Origin of the sequence: Amycolatopsis sp. MtRt-6 (genome assembly GCF_017308975.1) — a bacterium.
Lineage (GTDB): Bacteria > Actinomycetota > Actinomycetes > Mycobacteriales > Pseudonocardiaceae > Amycolatopsis.
Map to the genome: position 1 here is coordinate 119,445 of NZ_JADWPD010000022.1, position 25,086 is coordinate 144,530.

Consider the following 25,086-nt stretch of genomic DNA (forward strand, 5'->3'; position numbering starts at 1 on the left):
TGTGCCGGGCCCGCGCCGGTGGGCCCGGCACACCCCGGAGGCCGGCTCCGCCGATTAGCCTGCAGCCATGCCGGATTCCTGCGTGATCTGTGCCAAGCACCGGGGTACCGGCCCCTTGGTGGGGCCGGTGGTCTGGGCCGGCGAACTCGTCGTCGTCAGTCATCGGCCGGGGGCCTTTCCCGGCTACCTCTTCGTCGAGACCCGGCGGCATGTCGCGAACCTCGACGGGCTCACCGAAGCCGAGGCACTGGGCGTCGCGCGGGCGGCCTGGGTTGCCGCCCGCGCGTTGCGAGCCGAACTCGAGCCCGAGTCCGTGCACTCGGCCATGGCCGGGCGGGGGCTCGCCCGGGCCCACTTTCACCAGCACGTCTTCGTGCGGCACCGCGGGACCCCCGGCGAACTCGGGTGGATGGACGTCGACTGGCCTGGGGCGCCTCGCGTGGATCTCGACCTTCTGTGCGGACGGTTGTCGGCGCACTTCGCGGGGTGAATCCGGGGCGTCCGGGCGGTCCGGCGGGCTAGGTTGGGGCCATGAGCGCTGATCTCGAGCAGGTTCGCACACTGTCGCTGCAGGAGCACGGCCTCGCCACCGTGGCCACCACCCGCGCGGACGGCACCGTGCACGCCTCCGTCGTCAATGCCGGCGTCCTCGACGATCCGGTGACCGGTGCCCCCGGTGTCGCCTACGTCGCCGTCGGGAAGGCGCACAAGCTCGCCCTGCTGCGGCGGGCCGGGCATGCCACCGTCACCTTCCGGCGCGGGTGGAACTGGCTCTCCGTCACCGGCGCCGTCCACCTCGTCGGGCCCGACGATCCCGATCCGGGCTTCGATCCCGCGGGCCTGCCGCAGCTGCTGCGCGACGTCTTCATCGCCGCCACCGGGACCCATGACGACTGGGCCGAGTACGACCGCGTCATGGCCGAAGAGCGGCGGGTTGCGGTGTTCATCCGGGCGGACCGGATAATCGGCAATCCCTGACCCCTCCGGCCCCAGGAGTCGTCCCGTTGTCCGAGTCCCCGCCCCGCGTCACCACGCCGGTCAAGGTCCTCGTCGGCTTGCTCGTCGTCGCCGACGCCGGCTTCGGCGCGGCACTCGCCACCGGGCTGGTGCGCGGCCTCTCGCCGTGGCTGGTCGGCGGCGCCTACGCGGCGACCGTGCTCGCCGCCGTCGTCGCCTACCGCGTGTCCAAGGCCCGCGACCTCAAGCGCGGGTTCGAGGCTCTCCACGACCTCACCGTCGGCGAGGAGGGCCTCCGCCTGCCCGCGGGCACGCTCAGCACGCGCCTGGTCCCCTGGCCGGAGATCGCCGAAGTCACCGTTCGCCGGTCGGCCCGCTTCGGCGACGGCTACCTGCGTGACGCCCTCTGGGTCGACCTGGTCACCGGCGGAGGCGTCGAGAGCTCGGTGCAGCGCTACGCGCCGCGCGGCAAGCTCCAGCCCGCGCCGCCCGAGCGGCGGCAGTTCGAGCAGACGGCGATCCTCGCCCCGGCCCTGTTCGACGCGGTGCTCGACCGGCTCCGGAAGGAACTGCGCCACCGGCAGCTGCACGCCCAGCTCCGCGGCACTCGCTTCCGGCAGGACTGACGCAGCTCAGCCAAGGCGGCCCAGCAGCTCCCGTGGCACGATCCGCACCGGGAAGGGCCGCTCTGCCTCGAAGACCTCGTCGCCCGCCGCCTTGGCCACCTGGCAGTAGTGACCCTCCTCGTCCAACTCGAACACCGTCAGCGCGGGTTCCTCCGGGTCGATCACCCAGTAGCTGCCGGTCCCGAGCCGTTCGTAGACAGCTTTCTTGAGGTTCAGGTCGTAGAGCGCCGTACTCGGCGACAGCACCTCGACCGCCAGCACCGGTGCTGCCGGGAGGTCCTTGTCTGTGAAGTCCTCGTCCAAGCCGGCCAGGACGTCCGGCTGGAGCTCGATCTTGTCACCCGAGTGCACCGCGAACGGCGCGACGAGCACGTCGTACTCAGCCGGGCACGCGTCCTCGAGAACCCTCGCGAGCATCATCACGATCTTCTGGTGTCTTCGACCGGGCGCGGGACTCACGATGAGCACCCCGTCGATGAGTTCGTAACGTCGGCCATCGTCCGGCATCCCCTCGAGGTCCTGCACCGTCAGGGGGCCCGAATCGGCGGGATGCTCGATGTCAGCCATGACCGTCATGGTGCTCTCCTTTCGCTCTTCGCACCAGAGGAAACCAGAGACCACCGACAGAAACCGCATCGAACGCGAGTTCGGCGCCCATATTCACGCCACCGTGTGAATATGGGCGCCGCTGTCACATCAACGGAACAGTTACTTCTTCTTTCCGGAGTCCTCAGTGGACAATGCGGCGACGAAGGCCTCCTGCGGAACCTCGACCCGGCCGACGGTCTTCATCCGCTTCTTGCCTTCCTTCTGCTTCTCCAGCAGCTTCCGCTTCCGCGAGATGTCACCGCCGTAGCACTTCGCGAGGACGTCCTTGCGGATCGCGCGAATCGTCTCGCGGGCGATGATCCGCGAGCCGACGGCCGCCTGGATCGGCACCTCGAACTGCTGCCGCGGGATCAGCTCGCGCAGCCGGGTCGCCATCCGGTTGCCGTAGCCGTAGGCCGCGTCCTTGTGCACGATCGCCGAAAACGCGTCCACGGTTTCGCCCTGCAGAAGGATGTCCACCTTGACGAGGTCCGCGATCTGCTCGCCCGCCTCTTCGTAATCGAGAGACGCGTAGCCGCGCGTACGCGACTTCAGCGTGTCAAAGAAGTCGAAGATGATTTCCGCCAGCGGGATGTTGTAGCGCAGTTCGACGCGGTCCTCGGACAGGTAGTCCATGCCGAGCAGGGTGCCGCGCTTCGTCTGGCACAGCTCCATGATCGTGCCGACGAACTCCGACGGCGCGAGGATGCTGACCTTCGACACCGGCTCGTGCACCTCGGCGATCTTCAGCCCGGTCGGCCAGTCCGACGGGTTGGTCACGACGACCTCGCTGCGGTCCTCGAGCACCACGCGGTAGATGACGTTCGGCGCCGTCGAGATCAGGTCGAGGCCGAACTCGCGCTCGAGCCGGTCGCGCGTGATCTCCAGGTGCAGCAGGCCGAGGAAGCCGCAGCGGAAGCCGAAGCCCAGCGCCACCGACGTCTCCGGCTCGTAGTCGAGCGCGGCGTCGTTCAGCTGGAGCTTGTCCAGCGCCTCGCGCAGCTCGGGGTAGTCGGAACCGTCCACCGGGTACAGCCCGGAGTAGACCATCGGCTTCGGCTCGCGGTAGCCCGCCAGCGCCTCCTTGGCGCCGTGGCGCTCGGAGGTCACGGTGTCGCCGACCTTCGACTGCCGGACGTCCTTCACGCCGGTGATCAGGTAGCCGACCTCGCCGACGCCGAGGCCCTTGCTGGGCTTCGGCTCGGGCGAGATGATCCCGACCTCGAGGAGCTCGTGGGTGGCGCCGGTCGACATCATCTTGATCTTCTCGCGCGGCGTGATCTTGCCGTCGACGACGCGGATGTAGGTGACGACGCCGCGGTACGTGTCGTACACCGAGTCGAAGATCATCGCGCGGGCGGGCGCGTCGGCTTCGCCCTGCGGCGCGGGGACCTGCTTGACGACCTCGTCGAGCAGCTCGCCGACGCCCATGCCGGTCTTGGCCGAGACCCGCAGCACGTCCTCGGGCTCGCAGCCGATGATGTGGGCGAGCTCACCCGCGTACTTGTCGGGGTCGGCCGAGGGCAGGTCGATCTTGTTGAGCACCGGGATGATCTGGAGGTTGTTCTCCAGCGCCAGGTACAGGTTGGCCAGGGTCTGGGCCTCGATCCCCTGCGCGGCGTCGACCAGCAGGATCGCGCCTTCGCACGCCTCCAGGGCCCGGGAGACCTCGTAGGTGAAGTCCACGTGGCCGGGCGTGTCGATCATGTGCAGGACGTGGTCCTGGCCGTCGACCTGCCAGGGCAGCCGGACGTTCTGCGCCTTGATGGTGATCCCGCGCTCGCGCTCGATGTCCATCCGGTCGAGGTACTGGGCCCGCATGGCGCGCTCTTCGACGACGCCGGTGAGCTGCAGCATGCGGTCGGCCAGGGTCGACTTGCCGTGGTCGATGTGCGCGATGATGCAGAAGTTCCGGATCAGCTCCGGCGGCGTGAAGGTGGTGTCGGCGAACGTCGTCACTCGAATGAGTCCTCGGAAAGTCGGGGATGGCCACCTCTATGTTCCCATGGCCCTCCGGGTGCGGGTGGGGGTCATCCCCGATGCGGGCTCCGGTGATCCGTGGTGCCCTCGAAGTATGAGCATTCCACGCCAGCCGGCACCCCCTCCCCAGCCGGAGACCAGCGGGTTCGCCCGCGTCCTCGACCGGACGTTCGGTCACCCCTCCGGCGTGCTCGGCCGCCTCGGCGGCTGGGTCATGGCCCGGGGCAACGCCGCCACCGAACACCGCATCGTCGACCTCGCGAAGGTCGAGCCGCACGAAACCGTCCTGGTCGTCGGCCCCGGCCCCGGCGTCGGCCTCGATGCGGCTGCCCGCCTGGCCGGCCGTGCCGTCGGCGTCGACCCTTCCCTCGAGATGCTCACGCTGTGCCAGGAGCGCTGCGGCGACCGCGCCGAGCTGCGCGAAGGGTCCGCGGCGCACACCGGCGAGCCCGGCGAATCCGTCGACGTCGTCCTGAGCGTGAACAACGTCATGCTGTGGGACGACCGCGCGGCCGGGTTCGCCGAGCTGTTCCGGGTGCTGCGCCCCGGCGGCAGGCTGCTGCTGTCCGCGCACGAGAAGTGGCTGCCCGTGAGCAGGCACGTCCTGGCCGACGAAGCGGCCGCCGCGGGCTTCGCCGACCTGCAGACCTGGACCTGGGAGCCCCCGGGCTTCGCCGCGCTCGCCGCGCAGCTGCGCGCCGTCAAGCCGGCCTAGCGGGTGTCCGTGCGGATCGGGTGCCCCTCGGGCACCTCGACCAGGACGATGCGCGTGCCGTCCGGATCGGCGATCCAGGCCTCGTCGAGGCCCCACGGCTCACGCCGGGCGTCGCGCACCGGCTCCAGGCCCTTCGCCTTGAGGCCGGCCAGGACGCCGGCGAGGTCCCGGACCTGCAGCCAGAGCACCAGGTCGGGCGACGAGCCCGTCTCGCCGGCACCGGAGACCTCGAGGGAGCCGTGGCCGAGGAAGAACACGGTGCCGCCGGGGAACTCCCGCTCCACGGCCAGGCCGAGGGTGTCGCGGTAGAACGCCGTCGACGCGGCGACGTCGCGCGGACGGATCAGCAGCCTGCTCTTCAGGATCTCCACCCGACCATCCCTACCGGACGGGCTCAGGCGACCGCAATCGCCGCGATGCCGGACAGCACGATGACCGACCCGGCGAGCCGCCGCACGGCGTTGTGCTCGCCGAGCACCAGCCACGCGGCGAGGCCGCCGAGCACGATGCTCAGCTCCCGAGCCGGTGCGACCAGGCTGACCGGCGCCATGGTGAGGGCGAACAGCACGAGGATGTAGGCGATCGGCGAGAGCACGGCGACGAGCAGCACCTCGCGACGGTGTTCGCGCCAGACCCGCGCGACCTCGGCGCGATCGGCCAGCGCACCGGGCACGAGCAGCACGCTCTGCAGGATCGAGCCGAGGCCGAAATAGACGACCGGAGGCACGCCGATGCCGGCCACCGAGTGCGCGTCCCAGAGCGTGTAGCCGGCGATGACGGCGCCGGTCAGGAGGCCGTAGCCGATGCCGGCCCGCACGGCCCGGGGATCACCGGCCGCGCGGCCGGTGCTGATCACCAGCACCCCGGCGACGACCAGGAACGCCCCGAGCAGGCCGAGCGGGCCGGGCCGTTCGCCGAGCACCAGGACGGCGGCGAGCACGGACAGCAGCGGCCCGGTGCCGCGCGCGACGGGGTAGACGACGGAGAGGTCACCGACGCGGTACCCGCGTTGCAGCACGACGCCGTAGGCGATGTGCAGCAGGGAGGTGACCACGGCGGCGAGCAGCCAGCTCCACTGTGGACGATCGGCTTCGACGAGGAGGAACCCGACGGTGACCGGCAGCAGCAGGACGGCACCGACGGTGTAGTAGAGCCAGACGAACTGGGTGCCCCCGGAGGAGACCCGCTTGGCGGCGAGGTTCCACGCGGCGTGCACGACGGCGGCGACGAGGACGAGGGACAAGGCGGTGGCGTTCACGGGATCCCTTCGGGCTTTCGCGCGCGCGAAAGCCGGGTCCTCCAGGCTTTTGCCCCGTCAGATGAACGACCGGCCGTCCGGGCCCGCCGATGGTGCCGCTCGGACCAGTCCCGCCGGCCCTGGTTGTGTGGTGAGGCGTTTCCGGGCGCGCGGACCGGCGGCGGAACCCTAGGCACTGACCACGGTCCACCGTACTCCTGGTGATCGGGTCCCGGCTCCGGGAGCCGGACGCCCGGCTGTTAAGGTGGTCGCTCGTTGCCGTGCGGCATTCCGTCATGGAGGAAACCCGCTCGTCGAGCGGGGCCACATCAGCGCGGCGCGGATCTCACCGAGTGAAAGCAGGAGTTGCCTCATGGCCAACATCAAGTCGCAGATCAAGCGCATCACCACGAACGAGAAGGCGCGTCAGCGCAACCAGGCGATCCGGTCCTCGGTGAAGACCGCGATCCGCAAGGTCCGCGAAGCCGCCGAGGCCGGCGACAAGGCCAAGGCCGCCGAGCTGCAGCGCGACGCCGCCCAGAAGCTGGACAAGGCCGTCTCGAAGGGCGTCATCCACGCCAACCAGGCCGCCAACAAGAAGTCGGCGCTGGCGAAGCGCGTCAACGCGCTCTGAGCTGCTTGATTTCCGGAAAGGCCCCGGCTTCGGCCGGGGCTTTTCTTGTGTCCGGGGGAGGCGGCCTGGAGGTGGTTGGGGCGGCCTGCGCCCGCTCCGCCCGCGTCGGTCAGCGGTCGCCCTTGGCGGCCGCCACCTCCAGGACCGCTCGCTCTAGTGCGTAGCCCGGGTCGGCCGCCACGCCTTTGACCTCGGCGTTCAGGCGCGCGACCACGCGCATTGCCGTTGCGAGGCCGTCGGGGTTCCAGCCGCGGGACTGGCCCTGCGCCTTCCGGATCTTCCAGGGTGGCATGCCGAGCTCGCCCGCCAGCTGGTTCGGGTTGCCCCGGCCGGCGCCGGAGACCCGGGCGATCGTGCGGACCGCGTCGGCCAGTGCGTCGGCGACCAGGACGTGCGGGACGCCGAGCTGCATCGCCCAGCGCAGGGACTCCAGCGCCGCCGCTCGGTCGCCGCCGACCGCCTTCTCCGCGACCGCGAAGCCGGTCACGTCGGCGCGGCCGCGGTGGTAGCGGCGGACCGCGTCGGCGTCGACCGCGCCGCCCGTGTCCGCGACCAGCTGCGTTGCCGCCGACGACAGTTCTCGCAGGTCGGAGCCCACCGCGTCGAGGAGGGCCGCGACGCCCGCCGGGTCGATCTTGCCGCCTACCCGGCGGACCTCGTGGCGCACGAACTGCTCCCGCTCGGCGGGCTTGGTCAGCTTCGGGCACTCCGTGACCTCGGCGCCGGCCTTCTTCAGCACCGCCGGGAGCGACTTGCCCGCCTTGCTGCGACCGCCGCCGGTGTGCACGACGACGAGCACGACCCCGTCCGCCGGGTCCTTCAGGTAGGCCGCCACGGCGTCGGACAACTCCTGCGAGATGTCCTGCGCCGACTCGAGGACGATCACCCGGCCTTCGCTGAACAGCGACGGGCTGACCAGTTCGGCCAGCTCGGGCGCTGTGAGATCGGACACCCGGACCCGGGTCAGCTCCGCGGTCGCGTCCGTCGCGCGGGCGGCGGCGAGCGTCTCGCGGACGGCCCGCTCGATCAGCAGTTCTTCCTCCCCCAGCACCAGGTGCAGCGGGGCGGGGGCGGTGGCTTGCGCGGTCACCCGGGAATCCTCTCACTTGCGCTCCCGTGCCCCCGCTCCGGTGATGTCGAGCGGCCACCGTGGCATGGCCCGTGGACGATGTCGTACGGTGTAGCCGAGGCAGCCGCCCGCCCCGGTAGATCCGGCGTGCGCGCACCGACAACCGAATACCGCTCATCCAGAGGGGCAGAGGGAACGGCCCGACGAAGCCCCGGCAACCGGCGTACAGCCCGTCATCCCGCATTCGCGGGGTAGCTGACGACCACGGTGCCAATTCCGGCCCGCTTCGGCGGGGCAGATGAGGAAAGGAACCTCGCGATGACCGCCACCCTCGGTACGACCTCCACCACGAAGACCCCGGATCTGGGCCCGGCCGTCGAACTGGTGTCGAAGGAAGAGGGCCACCGGCAGCCGCTCGCTCCGGAATTCGTCTCCGCCGAAGACTTTTCGCCGCTCGAGGTCGCCTACGACTTCGGCCGCGTCCGCCGCGAAGACATCGAGGCCGGCCCCAAGAACATCTGGCGCTACAAGAAACTCCTTCCCGTTCCGTCCAACGTCGAAGAGATCCCGAACACCGAGCCGGGCGCGACGCGGCTGGTGCGCGCCGACCGCCTCGCCAAGGAACTCGGCCTCAAGCGCGTGTGGGTCAAGGACGACACCGGCAACCCGACGCACTCGTTCAAGGACCGCGTCGTCGCCGTCGCGCTGGCCGCGGCCCGCGAGTTCGGCTTCGAGGTGCTCGCGTGTCCGTCGACCGGCAACCTGGCCAACGCGACGGCCGCCGCGGCGGCCCGCGCGGGCTGGCGGTCGGTCGTGCTGATCCCGAAGACCCTCGAGCGCGCGAAGATCCTCACCACCGCGGTGTACGACGGCGACCTCCTCGCCATCGACGGCAACTACGACGACGTCAACCGCCTCGCCACCGAGCTCGCCGGCGAGCACCCGAAGTGGGCGTTCGTCAACGTGAACGTCCGGCCGTACTACTCGGAGGGCTCGAAGACGCTGGCCTTCGAGGTCGCCGAGCAGCTCGGCTGGCGCATCCCGCCGCAGATCGTCGTGCCGATCGCCTCCGGTTCGCAGCTGACCAAGGTGGACAAGGGTTTCCGCGAGCTGGGTCAGCTCGGTCTCGTGGACGCCAGCCCGTACAAGGTGTTCGGCGCGCAGGCCACCGGCTGCTCGCCGGTGTCGGCCGCGTTCCGCGAAGGCCACGACGTGGTCCAGCCGGTGAAGCCGGACACCATCGCCCGCTCGCTGGCGATCGGCAACCCGGCCGACGGCCCGTACGTGCTCGACATCGTCAACCGCACCGGCGGCGCGATCGAGGACGTGTCCGACGAAGAGGTCGTCGAGGGCATCCGCCTGCTGGCCCGCACCGAAGGCATCTTCACCGAGACGGCGGGCGGGGTCACCGTCGCCACGGCGAAGAAGCTGGTCGAGACGGGCAAGCTCGACCCGGACGCCGAGACCGTCCTGCTGATCACCGGTGACGGCCTCAAGACCCTCGACGCGATCGAGAACCACGTGGGCCCGAAGGCGACGCTGCCGCCGTCCGCCGCCGCGGTGAACGAGGCACTCGGCTACTGACGTTCACCGCCGGGGCGGGCCACGCGGCTCGCCCCGGCGGACGATCGCCGGGCCCGCCCGGTCGCCGACCACCGCGGTGTCGCCGTCGACGTCGGTCCGGGTGACACGCGCGCCGAGCGCGCCCAGCGTGTCCATTGTGGACTTGTTCGGGTGGCCGTACGTGTTTCCCGCGCCCACGCTCACCAACGCCACCCGCGGGGCCACCGCCGCGAGGAACGAGGGCAGCGAATAGCGGCTGCCGTGGTGGGGCACCTTCAACACCTCCGCCGTCAGGTTTTCGATGTCGGCCAGCAGGTCGGCCTGCGCGGCCAGTTCGACGTCGCCGGTCAGCAGGACCCGGCCCGCCGTGGTCTCCGCGCGGAGCACCACCGAGCTGTTGTTGATCGTCGTGCCGTCCTGGGACCCGGTCTGCCGCGCCGGGACGTAGCGCGGGCCCAGGACGTCGAGCGCCAGTCCCGGCCAGTCGAGCCGCTCGCCCGGGTTCAGCTCCACCAGCGGCACCGCCCGCCGGGCGGCCTCGGCGGCGACCTGGTGCCACGCCCACCCCGGCGACCGCCCCGGGCCGACGGCGATCGCGCCGACCGCGCGGCCGTCGAAGACCGAGGCGAGGCCGCCGATGTGGTCGGCGTGCAGGTGGCTCAGCACCAGCAGCAGGATCCGGTCGATCCCGAGCCGGTGCAGGCACTCGTCGACCGGGCCCGGCTCGGGTCCGGCGTCCACGACGACCGCCCGTCCCGGTTCGGCGGTCGCCAGCACGACGGCATCGCCCTGGCCGACGTCGCATTCGACCACCGCCCAGTTGCGCGGCGGCCACGCCGGCGCCAGCACCCGGACCGGCACGAACACCAGCAGCACGCCGGCGACGACCACCGCCATCAGCACCCGCACGCACCGGTGCCGGACCGCCGCCACCAGGACACCCAGCACGGCCGCGGCGAGCAGCCCGCCCAGCCAGCCGCCGGGCCACGCGATAACCGCGCCCGGTACCCGCGCGCCGTGGCGGGCGACCGTGATCAGCCACTCCGCCTCCGGGGCGGCCAGGTGCACCAGGACCTTCCCGGCGCCCGGCCACCACGGGCCGGTGACCGTCGCCAGCACGCCGAGCACCGTCGCCGGAGCCACCACGGGCGCGGCGAGGATGTTGGTCAGCACGGAAACGAGGCTCACCGAACCCGCCATGCCGGCGAGCACCGGCGCCGTCACCAGGAACGCCGCCAGCGGGATCGCCAGCCCTTCCGCGAAACCCGGCGGGACACCGCGGCGAACCAGTGCTCCGGCCCATCGAGGCGCGAGCAGCACCAGCCCGCCGGTGGCGCACACCGACAGCGCGAACCCGAAGTCCGTGGCCATCGCGGGATCCGCCACCACCAGGAGGCACACCGCGAAGGCCAGCGCGGGCAGCGCCGACCCCCGCCGTCCCAACGCCAGGGCCAGCAACGCCACGGCCGCCATGACGCCCGCGCGCAGCACACTCGGCTCCGGGCCGACCAGGACGAGGAAACCCGCCAGGCACGTCCCCGCCGCCGCGGCCGACAGCCGGGGCCCCAGCCGGAGAAGGCGCAGCAGGAGCAGCACGGCTCCGCAGACCACCGCGAGGTTGCCGCCGCTGACCGCGGTGAGGTGCGCGAGGCCGGCGGCGACGAACTCCTGCTCGACGCGGGGAGACAACGCGCCCGTGTCGCCCAGCACCAGGCCCGGGAGCAGGCCCGCCGGTTCCTCCGGCAGGACCTGGCACAGGTCGTGCAGGCCCGCGCGCAGCCCGGCCGACGCCCGCTGCCACCACGGCGCCGGGCCGGGCTCCCCCGGCGGGCCGCGGACCGACAGGACTGCGACGGTCAGGTCCGCACCGCGCGGCGGCATCAGCAGACCGGGCGCGGTGACCTCCTGGCCCGGCAGCAGCGAGGCCCAGTGCGCGACCGGCGCCAGCAGCAGGACGCGGCCGGACGACGATACCGGCCGGCCGTCGACCGACGCGGTGCGCACGTCGGCGGCCAGCACGACCGAGCGGGCACCGGCCTGCCGGTCGGCGTACCCCGCGCTGCGCACGGGCTTCGGCCGTTCGGCGACGACGACTCGCAACGCCGCCGGCAGGCCTTCCGCCGCCGGGGCGCGCAGCTCGTCACGCTGCGCGTCGCGGATCCGCCAGGCGACCGGGCCGGCGGTGAGAAGGCCCAGGACAAGGAGGGCCGCGGCTGCGTCACGTGCCCGGGGACGGCCGCGGGCCCGCCACAGCACCAGCCCGGCGAGCACGGCCGAGGCGAGCCCGGCCGCGACGGCCGTCCACCAGCCGAGGAGCAGGCCGGCCAATGCGGCCAGCCAGCACGCGCATGCCGCCGGGATCAGCCGCATGTCCTGGCGGGTGTCGGTCACGGGGAGGCTGGTCATGCGGGGGTCACCTCCCGGCGGCGAGCGAAGTCGACGACGGCTGCCCTGGTCAGCCGGGGGTTGGCCACGGGCGATGTGCTCATGCTGCTCCCGGAAGCGCTCGAAGGCGGGCGAGGGCCCGGGCGGCACCGCGGAGGTGAGCGGGCGAGCCCACGCCGCCGGGAAGCCACCTGCCCGGCCGGGCGGCAGCCGCGGGACGCCGGCTCATCCGACCGTCACCTTCTCCCGCAGGCGCTCGAACTTGCTTTGTCCGATGCCGTCCACATCTCGCAGCTGCTCCACCTTGGTGAAGCTGCCGTGTTCGGTGCGCCACTGGACAATCCGCTTGGCCATCACCTCGCCCACTCCGGGCAGGGTGTCCAGCTGGTCCGCCGTTGCCGTGTTGAGGTCGAGCTTTCCGCCGCCCGGCGGGGCTTCGGGGTCTGGTGGGGCCGTCGGCACGCCGACTGCCAGCTGCTCGCCGTCCGTTACCTTGCGGGCCAGGTTCAGCGTGCCCAAGTCGGCGCCCGGCTCGGGCCCGCCGACCGCGCGCAGCACGTCCGCCACCCGCGCGCCCTGGGGCACCGTGACCAGGCCCGGGGAACGGACGCGGCCGATCACGCTGACCACCAGCCCCGGCGGGGGCGACGCGCGTGCCTCCGCCGCCGGTTTCGCGCTGGGCAGCGCGGGCGGTGGCTCGGGCGCCGGACGGCTGCCGGCGAGGGTGACCGCGGCGAGGACGATCGCCACGACCGCCGTGAGGACGCCGGCCAGTGCCCACCGGCGGCGGCCGGCATCGGCCGCTCCGCCCGGCAGCCAGCGCCGGATCAGCCGGCCGCCCGGGCCGACCGTGCTCGCGTCGGGCGAGAGCTGGTCGGCCAGCCAGGAGAGCCGGTCGTTGACGGGAGAGCCCGGATCCCGGGCGGTCTGCTCGAACACACGATCGACGTTAGGGCTCGCGGGGAGGCGTCCGACAGGGGCGCCGCCGCGTCCTGTGGACAACCGGGGTGTTGTGGATGGATTGCCGGGGCCGGGCCCAGGACCAGGCGTTTCCGTCGTACCCGTGTGCTAGCGCGGGACCTTCCGCTGGACGACCACGCCCAGCACCCCGGGACCGGTGTGCGCCCCGATCACCGCGCCCAGCTCGGAGACCACACAGCCCGCCGAGCCCGGCACGGCTTCCTCGAGCCGGTTCGCCAGCTCGACCGCCCGTTCCGGCGACGCGAGGTGGTGGACGGCCAGCTCGACGTCGTGCCCGGCCGCCGCCTGGGCGGCGAGCTCGACCAGCCGCGCGACCGCCCGGTTCATGGTGCGGACCTTCTCCAGCGGCAGGATCCGGCCGTCGGACATGTGCAGCACCGGCTTCACCGCCAGCGCCGTGCCCAGCAGCGCCGCCGCCGGGCCGATCCGGCCGCCGCGACGCAGGTGTTCGAGGGTTTCCACGACGAACAACGTCGACGAGCAGCCGGCCGCCGTCACCGCGGCGGCTTCCACGTCGGCCGCCGGGGCTCCGGCGGAAGCGGCCGAAGCGGCGTGCAGCGCGGCGAACCCGAGCCCCATCGCGGTGGTCCGGGAGTCGACGACGCGGACCCGGTCCGGCCCCACCTCCTGCGCCGCGAGCACCGCCGCTTCCCAGGTGCCCGACAGCTCACGCGAGAGGTGCACCGACACGATCGCGTCCGCGCCGTCGGCGAACGCGGCCTGGTACTCCTTCACGAATTCGGTGGGGGTCGGCCGGGAGGTCGTGACGATCTTCCGCTGCTTCATCGCCTCCGCGACGGCCGCCGGCCCGGTCTCGATGCCGTCGAGGGAGACCACGCCGTCGACCAGGACGTGCAGGGGCACCACCCGGACCGCGTGCCGTTCGGCGAAGCCCTCCGGCAGGTGGGCGGTGGAATCCGTGACTACGGCGACCGACACGCCGTCAGCCTACGTGGCCGGGGGCCAGCACCGGGGCCAGCAACACGGACATCGCCTCGCCCACCGCGGCGTGGCCGGGCCAACCCCAGTGCATGCCGTCCGGATTGCCCGCGCCGCTGAGCACGTGCTCCCCCACGACGGCTTCGAGGTCCAGCAACGGAACCCCGGCTCGCGCGCTCCAGGCCGCCATCGCCGCCGCCGCGGCCGGGCGCGCGGTGTGCACGCCACCGTAGGCCGCGGCGCGGTGGACCGACGGCAGCCAGCCGAAGATCGGCAGCTCGGGCCGCAGGACGCGCAGCGCGCCCACGGCCGTGTCGAGGTACTGCACGGTGAGCCTGGCCGGCAGCACCGAGGGACGGCCGCGCAGCGCCACCGCCAGCCGCGGTTGCGCCGCGAGGTAAGCCTTGCGCACGACGCGCCGGACCGGGTCGGGCCGCAGGTACCGCAGGCCGGTGCGCAGGTAGGTCGGCAACGGCGAGGGCAGCGTGTCCATGCTGCCGATCGCCAGCACGACCGCGTCGACGTGGTGCAGGTCGGCCCAGACGCGCGGGTCGCCGGTCAGCGACCACCAGACGTCCCTGGCGTTCCAGCCGATCCCGGCGACCAGGTCGGCGGTGCCCCCGAGGGCGGCGGCCGCGACGTTGGGCCACAGCCGCGGCTCGTCGGCGGCGCAGGGTCCTTCGGGACCGTGAAAGCTCAGCGAATCGCCGAACACCAGCAGGCGCGGCCCCATCGGCTAGCCGTGCATCCCCGCGTTGTAGGCGTGCAGCCGCCACTTCCCGTCGCGACGGCCCAGTTCGACCCAGTGGCAGTTCGAAATCCCGCCGAGCGACGGCCAGGTCTCGACCGGCAGGTTCAGCAGCCGCGCGGTCAGCGCGATGATCAGCCCGCCGTGCGCGGCGAGCAGCACGGTGTCGCCCGCCGCGGAATTGGCCTGCTGCAGGTCCGTGACGACCTCGACCGCCCGATCGGCGACGTCGACGCGGCTCTCCCCGCCCGGCGGGGCCCAGGTCGCGTCGGTGCGCCAGCGGTCGCGCTCACCGGGGTAGGCCTGGTCGACCTCCTCGCCGGTGAGCCCCTGCCACTCGCCCAGGTGCGTCTCGCGCAGCCGCTTGTCGATCCGCAGCGGGACGCCGATGGCCTCGGTGAGCACGGTGGCGGTGTCGGTGGCCCGGCGCAGGTCGGAGGCGATGACAAGGTCCGGCGAGAAGCGGGCCAGCGCGGGCGCCGCGAACCGGGCCTGGTTCCAGCCGCGCGGGGTCAGCGCCGAGTCGAGGTGACCCTGCATCCGCCCGGCGGCGTTGTAGTCCGTCTCGCCGTGACGCCAGAGCACCAGCCGCCGCGGGCTCACGGGACGTCCGGGTCCTCGTCGGCGGGTGGCTCCTCGAGTCCGGCCACCTCGATGCGCGGGCAGTCCTTCCACAGCCGCTCGAGGCCGTAGAAGGTGCGCTCTTCGACGTGCTGGACGTGCACGACGACGTCGACGTAGTCGAGCAGGACCCAGCGCCCTTCGCGGGCACCTTCGCGGCGGACCGGCTTGTGGCCGCTCTCGCGCAGTTTCTCCTCGACGTTGTCGACGATGGCGCCGACCAGGCGCTCGTTGGACGCGGAGGCGATGACGAAGGCGTCGGTGATGACGAGCTGTTCGGACACGTCCAGCACGACGACGTCGCTGGCCTTCTTGTCCGCCGCCGCGTGGGCGGCCGCTACGGCCAGCTCTCGAGCCTCGGACGTGGCTGCCACGGTGCTCCTTTTCCAGATCGGGTTCGCCCGAGAAGGGTACCCGCCGGGACCGACAGCGGTTCAGTCGCTCTTCCGGTACAGGTCCTTCTTGGCGATGTAGCGGACGACGCCGTCGGGCACGAGGTACCAGACCGGCTCCCCGCGTTCGACGCGATCACGGCAGCCGGTGGACGAAATGGCCATCGCGGTGACCTCGACGAGGCTCACCTTGCCGCTGGGCAGGTGGTGGGAGTTGAGCCGGTAGCCGGGCCGCGTGACGCCGATGAAGTGCGCGAAGTCGAACAGCTCGTCGGCCTTGTGCCAGGTCAGGATCTGTTCGAGCGCGTCGGCGCCGGTGATGAAGAACAGCTCGTCTTCGGGGTACTCGGCGTGCAGGTCGCGCAGGGTGTCGACGGTGTAGGTCGGGCCGCCGCGGTCGATGTCCACGCGGCTGACGGAGAAGACCGGGTTGGACGCGGTCGCGATCACCGTCATCAGGTAGCGGTCCTCGGCCTTGGTCACCTCGCGGGCGGTCTTCTGCCACGGCTGCCCAGTGGGGACGAAGATCACTTCGTCGAGCCCGAACCGGGACTGGACCTCGCTCGCCGCGACGAGGTGGCCGTGGTGCACGGGGTCGAAGGTGCCGCCCATGACCCCGATCCGCCGTGGTGACATGACCGGAGAGCCTATACAGCGGAGCGCCGTGGGGCCTGGTGCTCTTCACCACCCCGCCCGACCGGGTAAATCGTATGATCTAGATCACATTACGGTCGGTTTCGGTCGTAAACTCTCCGTTCGCGGCGCCGCCGATTCCCGATCTGTCGGTGTCATGGGGTAGACGTGGGGACGTGGACACGACCAGCACCACCTCAGCCCTCCGCGACCGCGCCGAGACCCTCCTCCGGGCACTGGCCGGCGATGCGGCGAAGCTGCGCGAAGACCAATGGACGGCCATCGAGGCCTTGGTCGCGCAGCGGCGTCGCGCGCTGGTCGTGCAGCGCACCGGGTGGGGCAAGTCGGCCGTGTACTTCCTGGCCACGGCCCTGCTGCGCGAGCAGGGCAGCGGGCCGACGGTCATCGTCTCACCACTGCTGGCGCTGATGCGCAACCAGATTTCGGCCGCGGCGCGGGCCGGGATCCACGCGGCGACGATGAACTCCGCCAACCCGCAGGAGTGGGACCAGGTCCAGGCCTCGGTCGCGGCCGGCGAGGTGGACGTCCTGCTGGTCAGCCCCGAACGGCTGAACAATCCGGACTTCCGCGACAACGTGCTGCCGAAGCTGACCGCGAGCACCGGCCTCCTGGTGGTCGACGAGGCACACTGCATTTCGGACTGGGGCCACGACTTCCGGCCGGACTACCGGCGGCTGCGCACGCTGCTGGGTGACCTGCCGGAGGGCGTGCCGGTGCTGGCGACGACGGCGACCGCGAACGACCGCGTGGTCACCGACGTCGCCGAGCAGCTGGGCCTCGGCACCGGCGCGGACACGCTGGTGCTGCGCGGCAGCCTCGACCGGGAAAGCCTGCGGCTGTCGGTGTGCCGGCTGCCGACGTCGCAGGCGCGGCTGGCCTGGCTCGCGGAACACCTGGCCGAGCTGCCGGGGTCCGGGATCATCTACTGCCTGACCGTGGCGGCGGCGCACGACGTCGCGTCGCTGCTGAAGGACCGCGGCTACCCGGTGGCGGCCTACACCGGCAAGACCGACCCGGCCGACCGGCAGGCAGCCGAGGACGACCTGCTCGGCAACCGCGTCAAGGCCCTGGTCGCGACGTCCGCGCTGGGCATGGGGTTCGACAAGCCCGACCTCGGGTTCGTCGTGCACCTCGGCGCGCCGTCGTCGCCGATCGCCTACTACCAGCAAGTCGGCCGCGCCGGGCGTGGCGTGGAGCGCGCGGAGGTCGTGCTGCTGCCCGGCGAGGAGGACAAGGCGATCTGGGCGTACTTCGGGTCGCTGGCCTTTCCCGACGAGCTGCGGGTGACGCAGGTGCTGAACACCCTCGCGTACGCCGACCGTCCACTTTCGACAGCCGCGCTCGAGCCTTCGGTCGAGCTTTCCCGGTCACGGCTGGAAATGGTGCTCAAGGTGCTGGACGTCGACGGCGCGGTCCGGCGCGTGAAGGGCGGCTGGACGAGCACGGGCGAGGAATGGCAGTACGACCGCGGGCGGTATCGGCGGGTGGCGGAAGCACGCGATCGCGAGCAGGAGGCGATGCTCGGCTACCTCGCGACCGCCGGCTGCCGGATGGAGTACCTGCGGCGCCAGCTCGACGACCCCGAGGCGGCGCCGTGCGGGCGGTGCGACAACTGCACCGGGCAGCACTGGGACACCACGGTGGCCGACGACGTCGCCGAAGCGACCCGCGAACGTCTGCAACGGCCCGGCGTCGAGGTCGCGCCGCGGAAGCAGTGGCCCACCGGGATGTCCTCTTTGGACGTACCGGTGTCCGGGCGGATCTCGGCCGACGACCAGGCCGAGCCGGGCCAGGTGCTCGGCCGGCTCACCGACGTCGGGTGGGGCAACCGGCTGCGGGAGCTCGTGGGGCCGCAGGCGAAGGACGCCGAGGTGCCGGACTCGGTGTTCAAGGCCTGCGTCCAGGTGCTCGCCGGCTGGCAGTGGGCGCAACGGCCGGTGGCGGTCGTCGCGGTGCCGTCGTCGACGCGGCCGCAGCTCGTGTACAGCCTCGCCACCCGGCTGGCCGAGATCGGCAGGCTCGACTTCCTGGGCGCGCTCGACGCCGAGGGACCACCACCGCGCCAGGCGAACAGCGCGCAACGGCTGGCCGACCTGTGGCGGCGGATGAGCATGCCCGCCGATCTCGCGGAGACGCTGCCGTCCGGGCCGGTGCTGCTGGTGGACGACGTCATCGACACCGGCTGGACGATGACACTGGCCGCGCGCCTGCTGCGGCGGGCCGGGGCGCCGGCGGTGCTGCCGTTCGCGCTGGCCAGCACGGCCTGAGAGGAGGAGCCACACTAAACCCTTCGTCACCGGCCGGTCACGCTCGCTACGCTGCGAGCTCCCGTGACCGAGCCGAAGGAGGGACACCGTGCAGCAGACCGCCGACGTTACCGAGGAGCTGGCGCGCCGCGTGGTGACCGCCGCCGGCCGGGCGCTGGACGTCGAACTGGCTCCGGAGCAGGCGCTGGTCCAGGTGTCGCCGCGCGACGGCGTCGACTACCAGGCCAACCTCGCCATGAGCCTCGGCAAGCGGCTCGGCCGCCCGCCGCGCGAGGTCGCCGGGCTGATCGCCGGGGCACTGGAGCTCGACGGGATCGCCGATCCGCCGGAAATCGCCGGGCCGGGCTTCCTCAACTTCGTGCTGCGCACGGGATGGCTCGCGGCACGCACCGGCGCGCTGCTCGGCGATTCGCGTCTCGGCGTGCCGGAAACCACGGCGCCGCGGCGGATCGCGCTCGACTACAGCAGCCCGAACGTCGCGAAGGAAATGCACGTCGGGCACCTGCGCTCGTCCGTGATCGGCGACGCGCTCGCCCGGCTGCTGCGGTTCGCCGGGCACGAAGTGCTGCCGCACAACCACCTCGGCGACTGGGGCACGCCCTTCGGCATGCTCATCGAGCACCTTCTCGACGTCTCCGCCGGGCAACGCGCGATCGCCGACCTCGACGCCTTCTACCGCGAAGCGCGCCGGAAGTTCGACAGCGACGAAGCGTTCGCGACGCGGGCGCGCACGCGAGTCGTCAAGCTGCAGAGCGGCGACGAAGACACCCTCGCCGTCTGGCAGGAGCTCGTCGACGAGTCGACCCGGCACTTCGACGAAGTCTACGCGCTGCTCGGGATTTCCTTGACCGACAAGGACATCTACGGCGAAAGCTTCTACAACCCGTACCTCGCCGCGGTCGTCGACGACCTCGAGGCGGCCGGCCTGACCGAAGTCAGCGACGGCGCGATCTGCGTATTCCCGGAGGGTTTCCGCAACCGCGAGGGCGACCGGCTGCCGCTGATCGTCCGCAAGCGCGACGGCGGTTACGGGTACGCCGCCACGGACCTGGCGACCGTCCGGTACTGGACGGCCGAGCGCGGCGCGACCGATCTGCTCTACGTCGTCGGGACGCCGCAGGCGCAGCACTTCGCGATGCTGTTCGCCACCTGCCGCGCGGCGGGCTGGCTCACCGGGCACGCCGAGCACATCGGCTTCGGCACGGTCCTGGGCGCGGACGGCAAGGCCATGCGGACCCGGGCCGGCGAGACCGTCAAGCTGGCCGACCTGCTCGGCGAAGCCGTCACGCAGGCCGCCACGGTCGTCGCCGAACGCAGTGAGCTCGACGCGGCGGGGCAGGCCGAAGTCGCGCGCGCGGTCGGCATCGGCGCGGTCAAGTACGCGGACCTGTCCGGCGACCGCGAACGCGACTACGTCTTCGCCTGGGACCGGATGCTGGCCAAGGAGGGCAACACCTCGGTGTACCTCCAGTACGCGCACGCGCGGACGCAGTCGATCATCCGGAAGGCTGGCGGCCTGCCCGACGGCACCGACGTGCTGCTCGAAGCGCCGGCGGAACGGGCCCTGGCGTTGAAGCTGCTCCGGTTCGGCGAAGCGCTGAAGGCGGCGACAAGCGCCTACGCGCCGCACAAGCTCTGTACGTACCTGTACGAAACCGCTGTCGCTTTCTCGCGATTCTTCGAAGATTGTCCTGTCCTGAAGGCGCCTTCGCCGGAGTTGCGTGCGTCGCGGTTGAGGTTGACCGCGTTGACGTCGCGAACTCTCGCGCTGGGACTCTCGCTGCTCGGCATCGAAGCGCCCGAACGCCTTTAGCGGGCAGCGAGGAGCGCCACCAGTTCGTCCGCGAGGCCGCGGTCGACCGGTTCGCGCGTCGCGAGGAGCCGGTACCAGAGCGTCCCGAACACGACGTCGATCACCGTGCCGGGCGCCACGCCGGCCGGGAGTTCGCCGCGCTCGCGGGCGCGGTCGACGAGGGTGGCGAGCGCGTCGCGGCGGCGGAACAGGAAGTCCTCGCGGAACCGTTTGCCGAAGTCCGGGTCGATCTGCGCCTGGGCCATCAGCGCCCGCAGCGTGTCCGCGACCGGGGACTTGCTGCCCAGCTCGAACGTGCGGGTGAGGAAGCCGGCCAGGTCGGCGCGGAACGAGCCGGCGTCGGGGACGGGGATCTGCAGGTCGGCCTTCGTCGCGAGGGCGTCGAGCAGGACGTCGGCCTTCGACGGCCACCAGCGGTAGATCGTCTGCTTGCCGACGCCCGAGCGTGCGGCGATGCCCTCGATGGTCAGCGCGCCGTAGCCGGCGTCGGCGACCAGTTCGAGCGTCGCGGCGAGGATGGCCAGCCGGCTCTGCTCGCTGCGCTTGCGGCCGGGGCGGGACTGGTCGGTCATGGGATCCGATGGTAGCGTCGATTTCGAAACGAGACGTACCGGTTCGAAATGAGGAACAAGCATGAGCATCGCTCTCGTGGCCGGCGGCACTTCGGGCATCGGCCTGGCGACCGCGCGACGGCTGCAGCAGCGGGGGTACGACGTCCACGTCACCGGCCGCGGCAAGGAACGCCTGGACGACATCGCGCTGAGCGATCCGGAGCTGACCGGGCACCAGGCCGACGGCGGCGACGCGGGAGCGATGGCCGCGCTCGCGGAGTCGCTCGGGACGGTCGACGTCCTGGTGGTGAGCCTGTCCGGCACCGAAGGGATGGGGCCGATCGAGACGCTGGACCTCGCGATGCTGCGGCGGGCGTTCGACGCGAAGTTCTGGGCGCACCTGACCACGGTCCAGGCCGTGCTGCCGCACCTGGCCGCGGACGGCTCGATCACGCTGCTCAGCGCGATCACGGCCCGCGCGGCGATGGCTGGCACGGCGGGGATCGGCGCCCTGAACGCGGCGATCGAAGCACTGGTCAAGCCGCTGGCGGTGGAGCTGGCGCCGAGGCGGGTCAACGCGGTGTCGCCGGGCGTGGTCGACACGGCGTGGTGGAGAGGCTTCCCGGCCGAGATGCGGGAGGGGTTCTTCGCGCAGACGGCGGCTTCGATCCCGGTCCGCCGCGTCGCGACGGCGGACGACGTGGCGGAGGTCGTGACGCTGGCGGCGACGAACCCGAACCTGACCGGCACGGTCTTCGAGGTCGACGGCGGGGCCCGGCTGGTCTCGCTGGGCTGAGAGGCGGGACCCGGCACAACCCGAGAGGTAATCTCGCGTGATTGGAGAGGCATCTCGCGTGATTGAGGGGGCATCTCGCGTGATTGGAGGGGCATCACACGTGATTGGAAGGGCGACACGGTGATGCCCGGCCAGTCACGCGAGATTCCCCTCGGCGCACGGGTGATGCCCGGCCAGTCACGCGAGATTCCCCTTGGCGCACGGGTGATGCCCCGCTGATCACGCGAGATTCCCGTTGGTACGGGGCTGGTCAGCGGCGGAGGGGGACCAGGTCGTCGGCGTGGACGACCTCGCGGCGCTGCTCGGCCGGCAACTCCGGCGTTGACCGGCCGATCAGCTCCGGGAGCTCCGTCGCGTCGAAGGCGACCACTCCGCGGGCCACCGGGCGGTCCTTCGCGTCGACCAGGTCGACCACGTCGCCCGCCTGGAATTCGCCGTCCACGCCGGTGATTCCCGCCGCCAGGAGGGACCTGCGGCGGCGGACCACCGCTGTCACCGCGCCGTCGTCGAGGCGGAGCTTGCCCGTCGTGTCCGCCGCGTAGCCCAGCCAGAACCGGCGGGCCGACAGGCGGGTGTCCGCCGGGGCGAACGCCGTTCCCGGGGACGCCGACGTCAGCGCCGCCGAGGCTTCCGAAGCCGCCGCCAGCAGCACCGGGATGCCCGCGCCCGCCGCCGTGCGGGCCGCCGCGAGCTTGGACACCATGCCGCCCGTGCCCAGGCCGGAGCTGGACATGCCGACCGAGATGCCGTCCACATCGGACTCGGACAGGACCTCCGTCAGCTTGCGCGTTGCCCCGTTGCGGGGGTCGCCGTCGTACAGGCCGTCCACATCGGACAACAGGACCAGCGCGTCCGCGCCGATCAGGTGGGCGACCAGGGCCGCCAGGCGGTCGTTGTCGCCGAAGCGGATTTCCTCGGTCGCCACCGTGTCGTTCTCGTTGACGACCGGGACCGCGCCCAGCGCCAGCAGCCGCGAGAACGTCCGCTGCGCGTTGCGGTAGTGCGAACGCCGGACGACGTCGTCCGACGTCAGCAGCACCTGTCCGACCGTCAGCGAATACCGCCCGAACGACTCGGCGTACGCGTGCGCCAGCGCCAGCTGCCCGACGCTCGCCGCCGCCTGCTGCGTGGCGAGGTCACGCGGGCGCTTGCTCAGCGAAAGCGGGGCCAGGCCGGCCCCGATCGCGCCCGAGGACACCAGGACGATCTGGGTTTCCCGGGCGACGCGCTCGGCGATCGCGTCGACCAGTGCGTCCAGCCGGGCCACGTCGAGCCCGCTGCCCGCCGTCGTCAGCGCCGACGAGCCGACCTTGACGACCAACCGGCGAGCGTGAGCGATCGCTTCGCGCGTGCCGCTCACGCGTCGAGGTCCAGCTCGTCGTCGTCCTCGCCGGTGCCGTCGCGGCGGATCCGGCGGGCTTCCTTGCGCTCGGCCGCGCCGACCCGGTCGTTGCGCTCCAGCCGGACGTCGGTGCCGCGCCCGGACAGGTGAACCGCGACCGAAGGCGTCGACGGCTCCCACTCGAACTGGACGTCACCGATCGTGACCGGGCTCCCCGGCTTCGCGCCGAGCTTCGCCAGCTGGTCCTCGACGCCGAGGCGGTTGAGCCGGTCGGCGAGGTAGCCGACGGCCTCGTCGTTGCCGAAGTCGGTCTGCCGGATCCAGCGCTCCGGACGCGCGCCGCGGACGATGAACGCGCCTTCTTCCTCGGGGTCGACCTCGACGGTGAAGCCGGAGTCGTCGACGGCGAGCGGCCGCAGGACGATCTTCTCCGGCTCCAGCACCGGCTGCGCCTCGCGGTACTTCTCGACGATCGCGGCCAGCGCGAAGGTCAGCTCCCGGAGGCCCTTGCGGGACGCCGTCGATACCTCGAATACCTGCAGGCCACGGGCTTCGAAGTCCGGGCGGACGAACTCGGCGAGCTCGGCCGCCTCCGGGACGTCGACCTTGTTGAGGACGACGACGCGCGGACGTTCTTCGAGCTTCCCGCCGAGGCTCGGCGTGTACTTCGCGAGCTCCGCCTCCAGAGCGTCCACATCGGACACCGGGTCGCGGCCGGGCTCCAGCGTCGCGCAGTCGACGACGTGCACCAGCACCGCGCAGCGCTCGATGTGGCGGAGGAAGTCGAGGCCCAGGCCCTTGCCCTCGGACGCGCCGGGGATGAGGCCGGGCACGTCGGCCATCGTGAACACCGTGTCGCCGCCGGTGATGACGCCGAGGTTCGGCACCAGCGTGGTGAACGGGTAGTCGGCGATCTTCGGCTTGGCCGCGGACAGCACCGAGATCAGCGACGACTTGCCGGCGGACGGGAAGCCCAGCAGGCCGACGTCGGCGACCGACCGCAGCTCCAGCGTCAGGTTGCGCGCCTCCCCCGGCTCGCCCAGCAGCGCGAACCCGGGGGCCTTGCGCGCCTTCGACGACAGCGCGGCGTTGCCGAGGCCGCCGCGGCCGCCCTGGGCGGCGACGAACGTGGTGCCCGGGCCGATCAGGTCGGCGACCATTTCACCGTCTTCGGTGAACACGACGGTGCCGGACGGCACCTTCATCACCAGCGACTCCCCCGCCGCGCCGGCGCGGTTGCCGCCCTGGCCCATCTTGCCGTTGCCGGCCTTGGCGTGCGGGCGGAAGTGGAAGTCGAGCAGGGTGTGCACGTTCGGGTCGACGACCAGCAGGACGTCGCCGCCGTTGCCGCCGTTGCCGCCGTCGGGGCCACCGAGGGGCTTGAACTTCTCGCGGTGCACCGAGGCACAGCCGTTGCCCCCGTCACCGGCGGTCAGGTGGATGACCGCGCGGTCCACGAACCGGGACGCCATGACATTGCCTCACTTCACTCAACGACAAGCTACGAACAAAACAAACGAGGGGTGGCACCGGATATTCCGGCCCCACCCCTCGTCAGAGGTCTAGATCGAAGCCGAAATCAGGCTTCGACCGGCACGATGTTGACCGTCTTGCGGCCACGCTTCTCGCCGAACTGGACCGCACCGGCGGCCAGGGCGAACAGCGTGTCGTCGCCGCCACGGCCGACGTTCACGCCGGGGTGGAACTTGGTGCCGCGCTGGCGGATGAGGATCTCGCCCGCGTTGACTTCCTGGCCGCCGAAGCGCTTGACGCCGAGGCGCTGCGCGTTCGAGTCACGACCGTTGCGGGAGCTGGACGCACCCTTCTTGTGAGCCATAGCTCAGCCTCTTTCTTGAACGAAGATCCGGAAGGTCTTACTTCGAGATGGCGGTGACCTCGACGCGGGTCAGCTTCTGCCGGTGACCCTGGCGCTTGTGGTAGCCCGTCTTGTTCTTGAACTTGTGGATCCGGATCTTCGGACCCTTGGTCTGCTCGACGACCTTGCCGGTGACCGAGACCTTCGCCAACGCGTCGGCGTCCGTGGTGACCTCGCCACCGTCGACGTACAGAACGGCGGGGAGGATGTGCTCGGTGCCCGGCTTGCCCTCGAGCTTCTCGACCTCGACCACGTCGCCGACGGCCACCTTGTACTGCTTGCCGCCGGTCTTGACGATCGCGTACGCCGACACGGAAGTCTCCTGCATTACTCGACAATGGGTGGGGGCTCC

At 71.9% G+C, this 25,086-nt stretch carries 26 protein-coding genes and 1 riboswitch; of the genes, 9 read left to right on the plus strand and 17 right to left on the minus strand.

Annotated elements, in window-relative coordinates; translation table 11 throughout:
• The first annotated feature begins 67 nt into the window (after positions 1–67).
• From I4Q55_RS31845 to I4Q55_RS31855, 3 genes are read left to right on the plus strand one after another with little or no spacing between them, the layout of a single operon-like run.
• Positions 68–490: a histidine triad (HIT) protein gene (locus I4Q55_RS31845; protein ID WP_242547131.1), complete on the plus strand. Its 423-nt coding sequence runs from the start codon at positions 68–70 to the stop codon at positions 488–490.
• 41 nt (positions 491–531) lie between these two features.
• Entirely contained in the window at positions 532–978 is a 447-nt protein-coding gene (locus tag I4Q55_RS31850) for a pyridoxamine 5'-phosphate oxidase family protein (RefSeq protein ID WP_091316150.1), read from the plus strand.
• Positions 979–1,004: 26 nt separating this feature from the next.
• Positions 1,005–1,583, plus strand: a complete 579-nt coding sequence (locus I4Q55_RS31855; protein WP_206793034.1) for a hypothetical protein — start codon at positions 1,005–1,007, stop codon at positions 1,581–1,583.
• A gap of 6 nt (positions 1,584–1,589) precedes the next feature.
• On the opposite strand, the gene I4Q55_RS31860 is transcribed toward I4Q55_RS31855, so the two are convergent.
• Both I4Q55_RS31860 and lepA read right to left on the minus strand, forming a co-directional pair.
• Positions 1,590–2,159, minus strand: coding sequence for a Uma2 family endonuclease (locus I4Q55_RS31860; protein WP_206793036.1), 570 nt, complete (start codon positions 2,157–2,159; stop codon positions 1,590–1,592).
• A gap of 132 nt (positions 2,160–2,291) precedes the next feature.
• Positions 2,292–4,130, minus strand: coding sequence for a translation elongation factor 4 (gene lepA, locus I4Q55_RS31865; RefSeq protein WP_206793038.1), 1,839 nt, complete (start codon positions 4,128–4,130; stop codon positions 2,292–2,294).
• A 115-nt stretch (positions 4,131–4,245) separates the two neighbouring features.
• Between lepA and I4Q55_RS31870 the strand changes: the two genes are divergently transcribed.
• Positions 4,246–4,866 (plus strand): class I SAM-dependent methyltransferase, encoded by a 621-nt coding sequence (locus tag I4Q55_RS31870; protein WP_206793040.1) that lies wholly within the window; start codon positions 4,246–4,248, stop codon positions 4,864–4,866.
• Here I4Q55_RS31870 and I4Q55_RS31875 read toward each other — a convergent pair.
• Both I4Q55_RS31875 and I4Q55_RS31880 read right to left on the minus strand, forming a co-directional pair.
• Positions 4,863–5,237 (minus strand): VOC family protein, encoded by a 375-nt coding sequence (locus tag I4Q55_RS31875; RefSeq protein ID WP_206793042.1) that lies wholly within the window; start codon positions 5,235–5,237, stop codon positions 4,863–4,865. The genes I4Q55_RS31870 and I4Q55_RS31875 overlap by 4 nt on opposite strands.
• A gap of 23 nt (positions 5,238–5,260) precedes the next feature.
• Positions 5,261–6,124, minus strand: a complete 864-nt coding sequence (locus tag I4Q55_RS31880; RefSeq protein WP_206793044.1) for a DMT family transporter — start codon at positions 6,122–6,124, stop codon at positions 5,261–5,263.
• Positions 6,125–6,476: 352 nt separating this feature from the next.
• Between I4Q55_RS31880 and rpsT the strand changes: the two genes are divergently transcribed.
• Entirely contained in the window at positions 6,477–6,737 is a 261-nt protein-coding gene (gene rpsT / locus I4Q55_RS31885) for a 30S ribosomal protein S20 (RefSeq protein ID WP_091316168.1), read from the plus strand.
• Between the two features lie 109 nt (positions 6,738–6,846).
• Here rpsT and holA read toward each other — a convergent pair whose 3' ends face one another.
• Positions 6,847–7,827 (minus strand): DNA polymerase III subunit delta, encoded by a 981-nt coding sequence (gene holA / locus I4Q55_RS31890; RefSeq protein ID WP_206793046.1) that lies wholly within the window; start codon positions 7,825–7,827, stop codon positions 6,847–6,849.
• A 150-nt stretch (positions 7,828–7,977) separates the two neighbouring features.
• A riboswitch (SAM riboswitch) is annotated at positions 7,978–8,111 on the plus strand.
• A gap of 13 nt (positions 8,112–8,124) precedes the next feature.
• Between holA and thrC the strand changes: the two genes are divergently transcribed.
• Complete coding sequence (gene thrC, locus I4Q55_RS31895; protein WP_091316170.1) at positions 8,125–9,390, plus strand: threonine synthase; 1,266 nt, start codon at positions 8,125–8,127, stop codon at positions 9,388–9,390.
• A gap of 3 nt (positions 9,391–9,393) precedes the next feature.
• Here the strand turns inward: thrC and I4Q55_RS31900 are convergent, their stop codons facing one another.
• The 7 genes from I4Q55_RS31900 to nadD all read right to left on the minus strand — a co-directional run bounded on the left by I4Q55_RS31900 (position 9,394) and on the right by nadD (position 16,047).
• Positions 9,394–11,775 (minus strand): ComEC/Rec2 family competence protein, encoded by a 2,382-nt coding sequence (locus I4Q55_RS31900; RefSeq protein ID WP_206793048.1) that lies wholly within the window; start codon positions 11,773–11,775, stop codon positions 9,394–9,396.
• 204 nt (positions 11,776–11,979) lie between these two features.
• The gene (locus I4Q55_RS31905; protein ID WP_206793050.1) at positions 11,980–12,693 is read right to left on the minus strand and encodes a ComEA family DNA-binding protein; all 714 of its coding nucleotides are present in this window, start codon (positions 12,691–12,693) and stop codon (positions 11,980–11,982) included.
• 129 nt (positions 12,694–12,822) lie between these two features.
• The gene (locus I4Q55_RS31910) at positions 12,823–13,674 is read right to left on the minus strand and encodes a DegV family protein (RefSeq protein WP_206793052.1); all 852 of its coding nucleotides are present in this window, start codon (positions 13,672–13,674) and stop codon (positions 12,823–12,825) included.
• A gap of 4 nt (positions 13,675–13,678) precedes the next feature.
• Positions 13,679–14,407 (minus strand): diglucosylglycerate octanoyltransferase, encoded by a 729-nt coding sequence (gene octT, locus I4Q55_RS31915; protein WP_206793054.1) that lies wholly within the window; start codon positions 14,405–14,407, stop codon positions 13,679–13,681.
• Between the two features lie 3 nt (positions 14,408–14,410).
• Positions 14,411–15,025 (minus strand): histidine phosphatase family protein, encoded by a 615-nt coding sequence (locus I4Q55_RS31920; RefSeq protein WP_206793055.1) that lies wholly within the window; start codon positions 15,023–15,025, stop codon positions 14,411–14,413.
• Entirely contained in the window at positions 15,022–15,417 is a 396-nt protein-coding gene (gene rsfS, locus I4Q55_RS31925) for a ribosome silencing factor (RefSeq protein WP_003067112.1), read from the minus strand. The genes I4Q55_RS31920 and rsfS overlap by 4 nt, the downstream gene beginning before the upstream one ends.
• Before the next feature lie 60 nt (positions 15,418–15,477).
• Positions 15,478–16,047 carry a nicotinate-nucleotide adenylyltransferase gene (gene nadD, locus I4Q55_RS31930; protein ID WP_242547171.1) on the minus strand — a complete coding sequence of 190 codons (570 nt, stop codon included), beginning with the start codon at positions 16,045–16,047 and terminating at the stop codon, positions 15,478–15,480.
• Positions 16,048–16,244: 197 nt separating this feature from the next.
• Here nadD and I4Q55_RS31935 point away from each other — a divergent pair, with 197 nt between their 5' ends.
• Together I4Q55_RS31935 and argS are read left to right on the plus strand one after the other, a co-directional pair.
• Positions 16,245–18,356, plus strand: coding sequence for a RecQ family ATP-dependent DNA helicase (locus I4Q55_RS31935; protein ID WP_206793057.1), 2,112 nt, complete (start codon positions 16,245–16,247; stop codon positions 18,354–18,356).
• Positions 18,357–18,444: 88 nt separating this feature from the next.
• Positions 18,445–20,169, plus strand: coding sequence for an arginine--tRNA ligase (gene argS / locus I4Q55_RS31940; RefSeq protein ID WP_206793059.1), 1,725 nt, complete (start codon positions 18,445–18,447; stop codon positions 20,167–20,169).
• Here the strand turns inward: argS and I4Q55_RS31945 are convergent.
• Complete coding sequence (locus I4Q55_RS31945; RefSeq protein WP_206793061.1) at positions 20,166–20,741, minus strand: TetR/AcrR family transcriptional regulator; 576 nt, start codon at positions 20,739–20,741, stop codon at positions 20,166–20,168. The two genes, argS and I4Q55_RS31945, sit on opposite strands and share 4 nt — an antisense overlap.
• Positions 20,742–20,802: 61 nt before the next feature.
• Between I4Q55_RS31945 and I4Q55_RS31950 the strand changes: the two genes are divergently transcribed.
• Positions 20,803–21,516 (plus strand): SDR family oxidoreductase, encoded by a 714-nt coding sequence (locus I4Q55_RS31950; RefSeq protein WP_206793063.1) that lies wholly within the window; start codon positions 20,803–20,805, stop codon positions 21,514–21,516.
• A gap of 250 nt (positions 21,517–21,766) precedes the next feature.
• Here the strand turns inward: I4Q55_RS31950 and proB are convergent, their stop codons facing one another.
• The 4 genes from proB to rplU form a co-directional block, all read right to left on the minus strand.
• Positions 21,767–22,876: a glutamate 5-kinase gene (gene proB / locus I4Q55_RS31955; protein WP_206793065.1), complete on the minus strand. Its 1,110-nt coding sequence runs from the start codon at positions 22,874–22,876 to the stop codon at positions 21,767–21,769.
• A complete protein-coding gene (obgE, locus tag I4Q55_RS31960; protein WP_206793067.1) occupies positions 22,873–24,330 on the minus strand; it encodes a GTPase ObgE in 1,458 nt (485 codons plus the stop codon). The genes proB and obgE overlap by 4 nt, the downstream gene beginning before the upstream one ends.
• Before the next feature lie 107 nt (positions 24,331–24,437).
• Positions 24,438–24,695 (minus strand): 50S ribosomal protein L27, encoded by a 258-nt coding sequence (rpmA, locus tag I4Q55_RS31965; RefSeq protein WP_206793069.1) that lies wholly within the window; start codon positions 24,693–24,695, stop codon positions 24,438–24,440.
• A gap of 37 nt (positions 24,696–24,732) precedes the next feature.
• A complete protein-coding gene (gene rplU / locus I4Q55_RS31970) occupies positions 24,733–25,047 on the minus strand; it encodes a 50S ribosomal protein L21 (protein ID WP_206793144.1) in 315 nt (104 codons plus the stop codon).
• Positions 25,048–25,086 lie beyond the last annotated feature (39 nt).

Excerpts from the sequence above, each read along its gene's own strand:
- I4Q55_RS31845 (WP_242547131.1), top strand. The coding sequence starts at position 68 with ATGCCGGATTCCTGCGTGATCTGTGCCAAGCACCGGGGTACCGGCCCC.
- I4Q55_RS31870 (WP_206793040.1), top strand. The coding sequence starts at position 4,246 with ATGAGCATTCCACGCCAGCCGGCACCCCCTCCCCAGCCGGAGACCAGC.
- nadD (WP_242547171.1), bottom strand. The coding sequence starts at position 16,047 with ATGGGCGGCACCTTCGACCCCGTGCACCACGGCCACCTCGTCGCGGCG.
- thrC (WP_091316170.1), top strand. The coding sequence starts at position 8,125 with ATGACCGCCACCCTCGGTACGACCTCCACCACGAAGACCCCGGATCTG.
- I4Q55_RS31945 (WP_206793061.1), bottom strand. The coding sequence starts at position 20,741 with ATGACCGACCAGTCCCGCCCCGGCCGCAAGCGCAGCGAGCAGAGCCGG.
- I4Q55_RS31950 (WP_206793063.1), top strand. The coding sequence starts at position 20,803 with ATGAGCATCGCTCTCGTGGCCGGCGGCACTTCGGGCATCGGCCTGGCG.
- I4Q55_RS31850 (WP_091316150.1), top strand. The coding sequence starts at position 532 with ATGAGCGCTGATCTCGAGCAGGTTCGCACACTGTCGCTGCAGGAGCAC.
- obgE (WP_206793067.1), bottom strand. The coding sequence starts at position 24,330 with ATGGCGTCCCGGTTCGTGGACCGCGCGGTCATCCACCTGACCGCCGGT.
- I4Q55_RS31860 (WP_206793036.1), bottom strand. The coding sequence starts at position 2,159 with ATGACGGTCATGGCTGACATCGAGCATCCCGCCGATTCGGGCCCCCTG.
- rpmA (WP_206793069.1), bottom strand. The coding sequence starts at position 24,695 with ATGGCTCACAAGAAGGGTGCGTCCAGCTCCCGCAACGGTCGTGACTCG.
- I4Q55_RS31900 (WP_206793048.1), bottom strand. The coding sequence starts at position 11,775 with ATGACCAGCCTCCCCGTGACCGACACCCGCCAGGACATGCGGCTGATC.
- octT (WP_206793054.1), bottom strand. The coding sequence starts at position 14,407 with ATGGGGCCGCGCCTGCTGGTGTTCGGCGATTCGCTGAGCTTTCACGGT.
- rpsT (WP_091316168.1), top strand. The coding sequence starts at position 6,477 with ATGGCCAACATCAAGTCGCAGATCAAGCGCATCACCACGAACGAGAAG.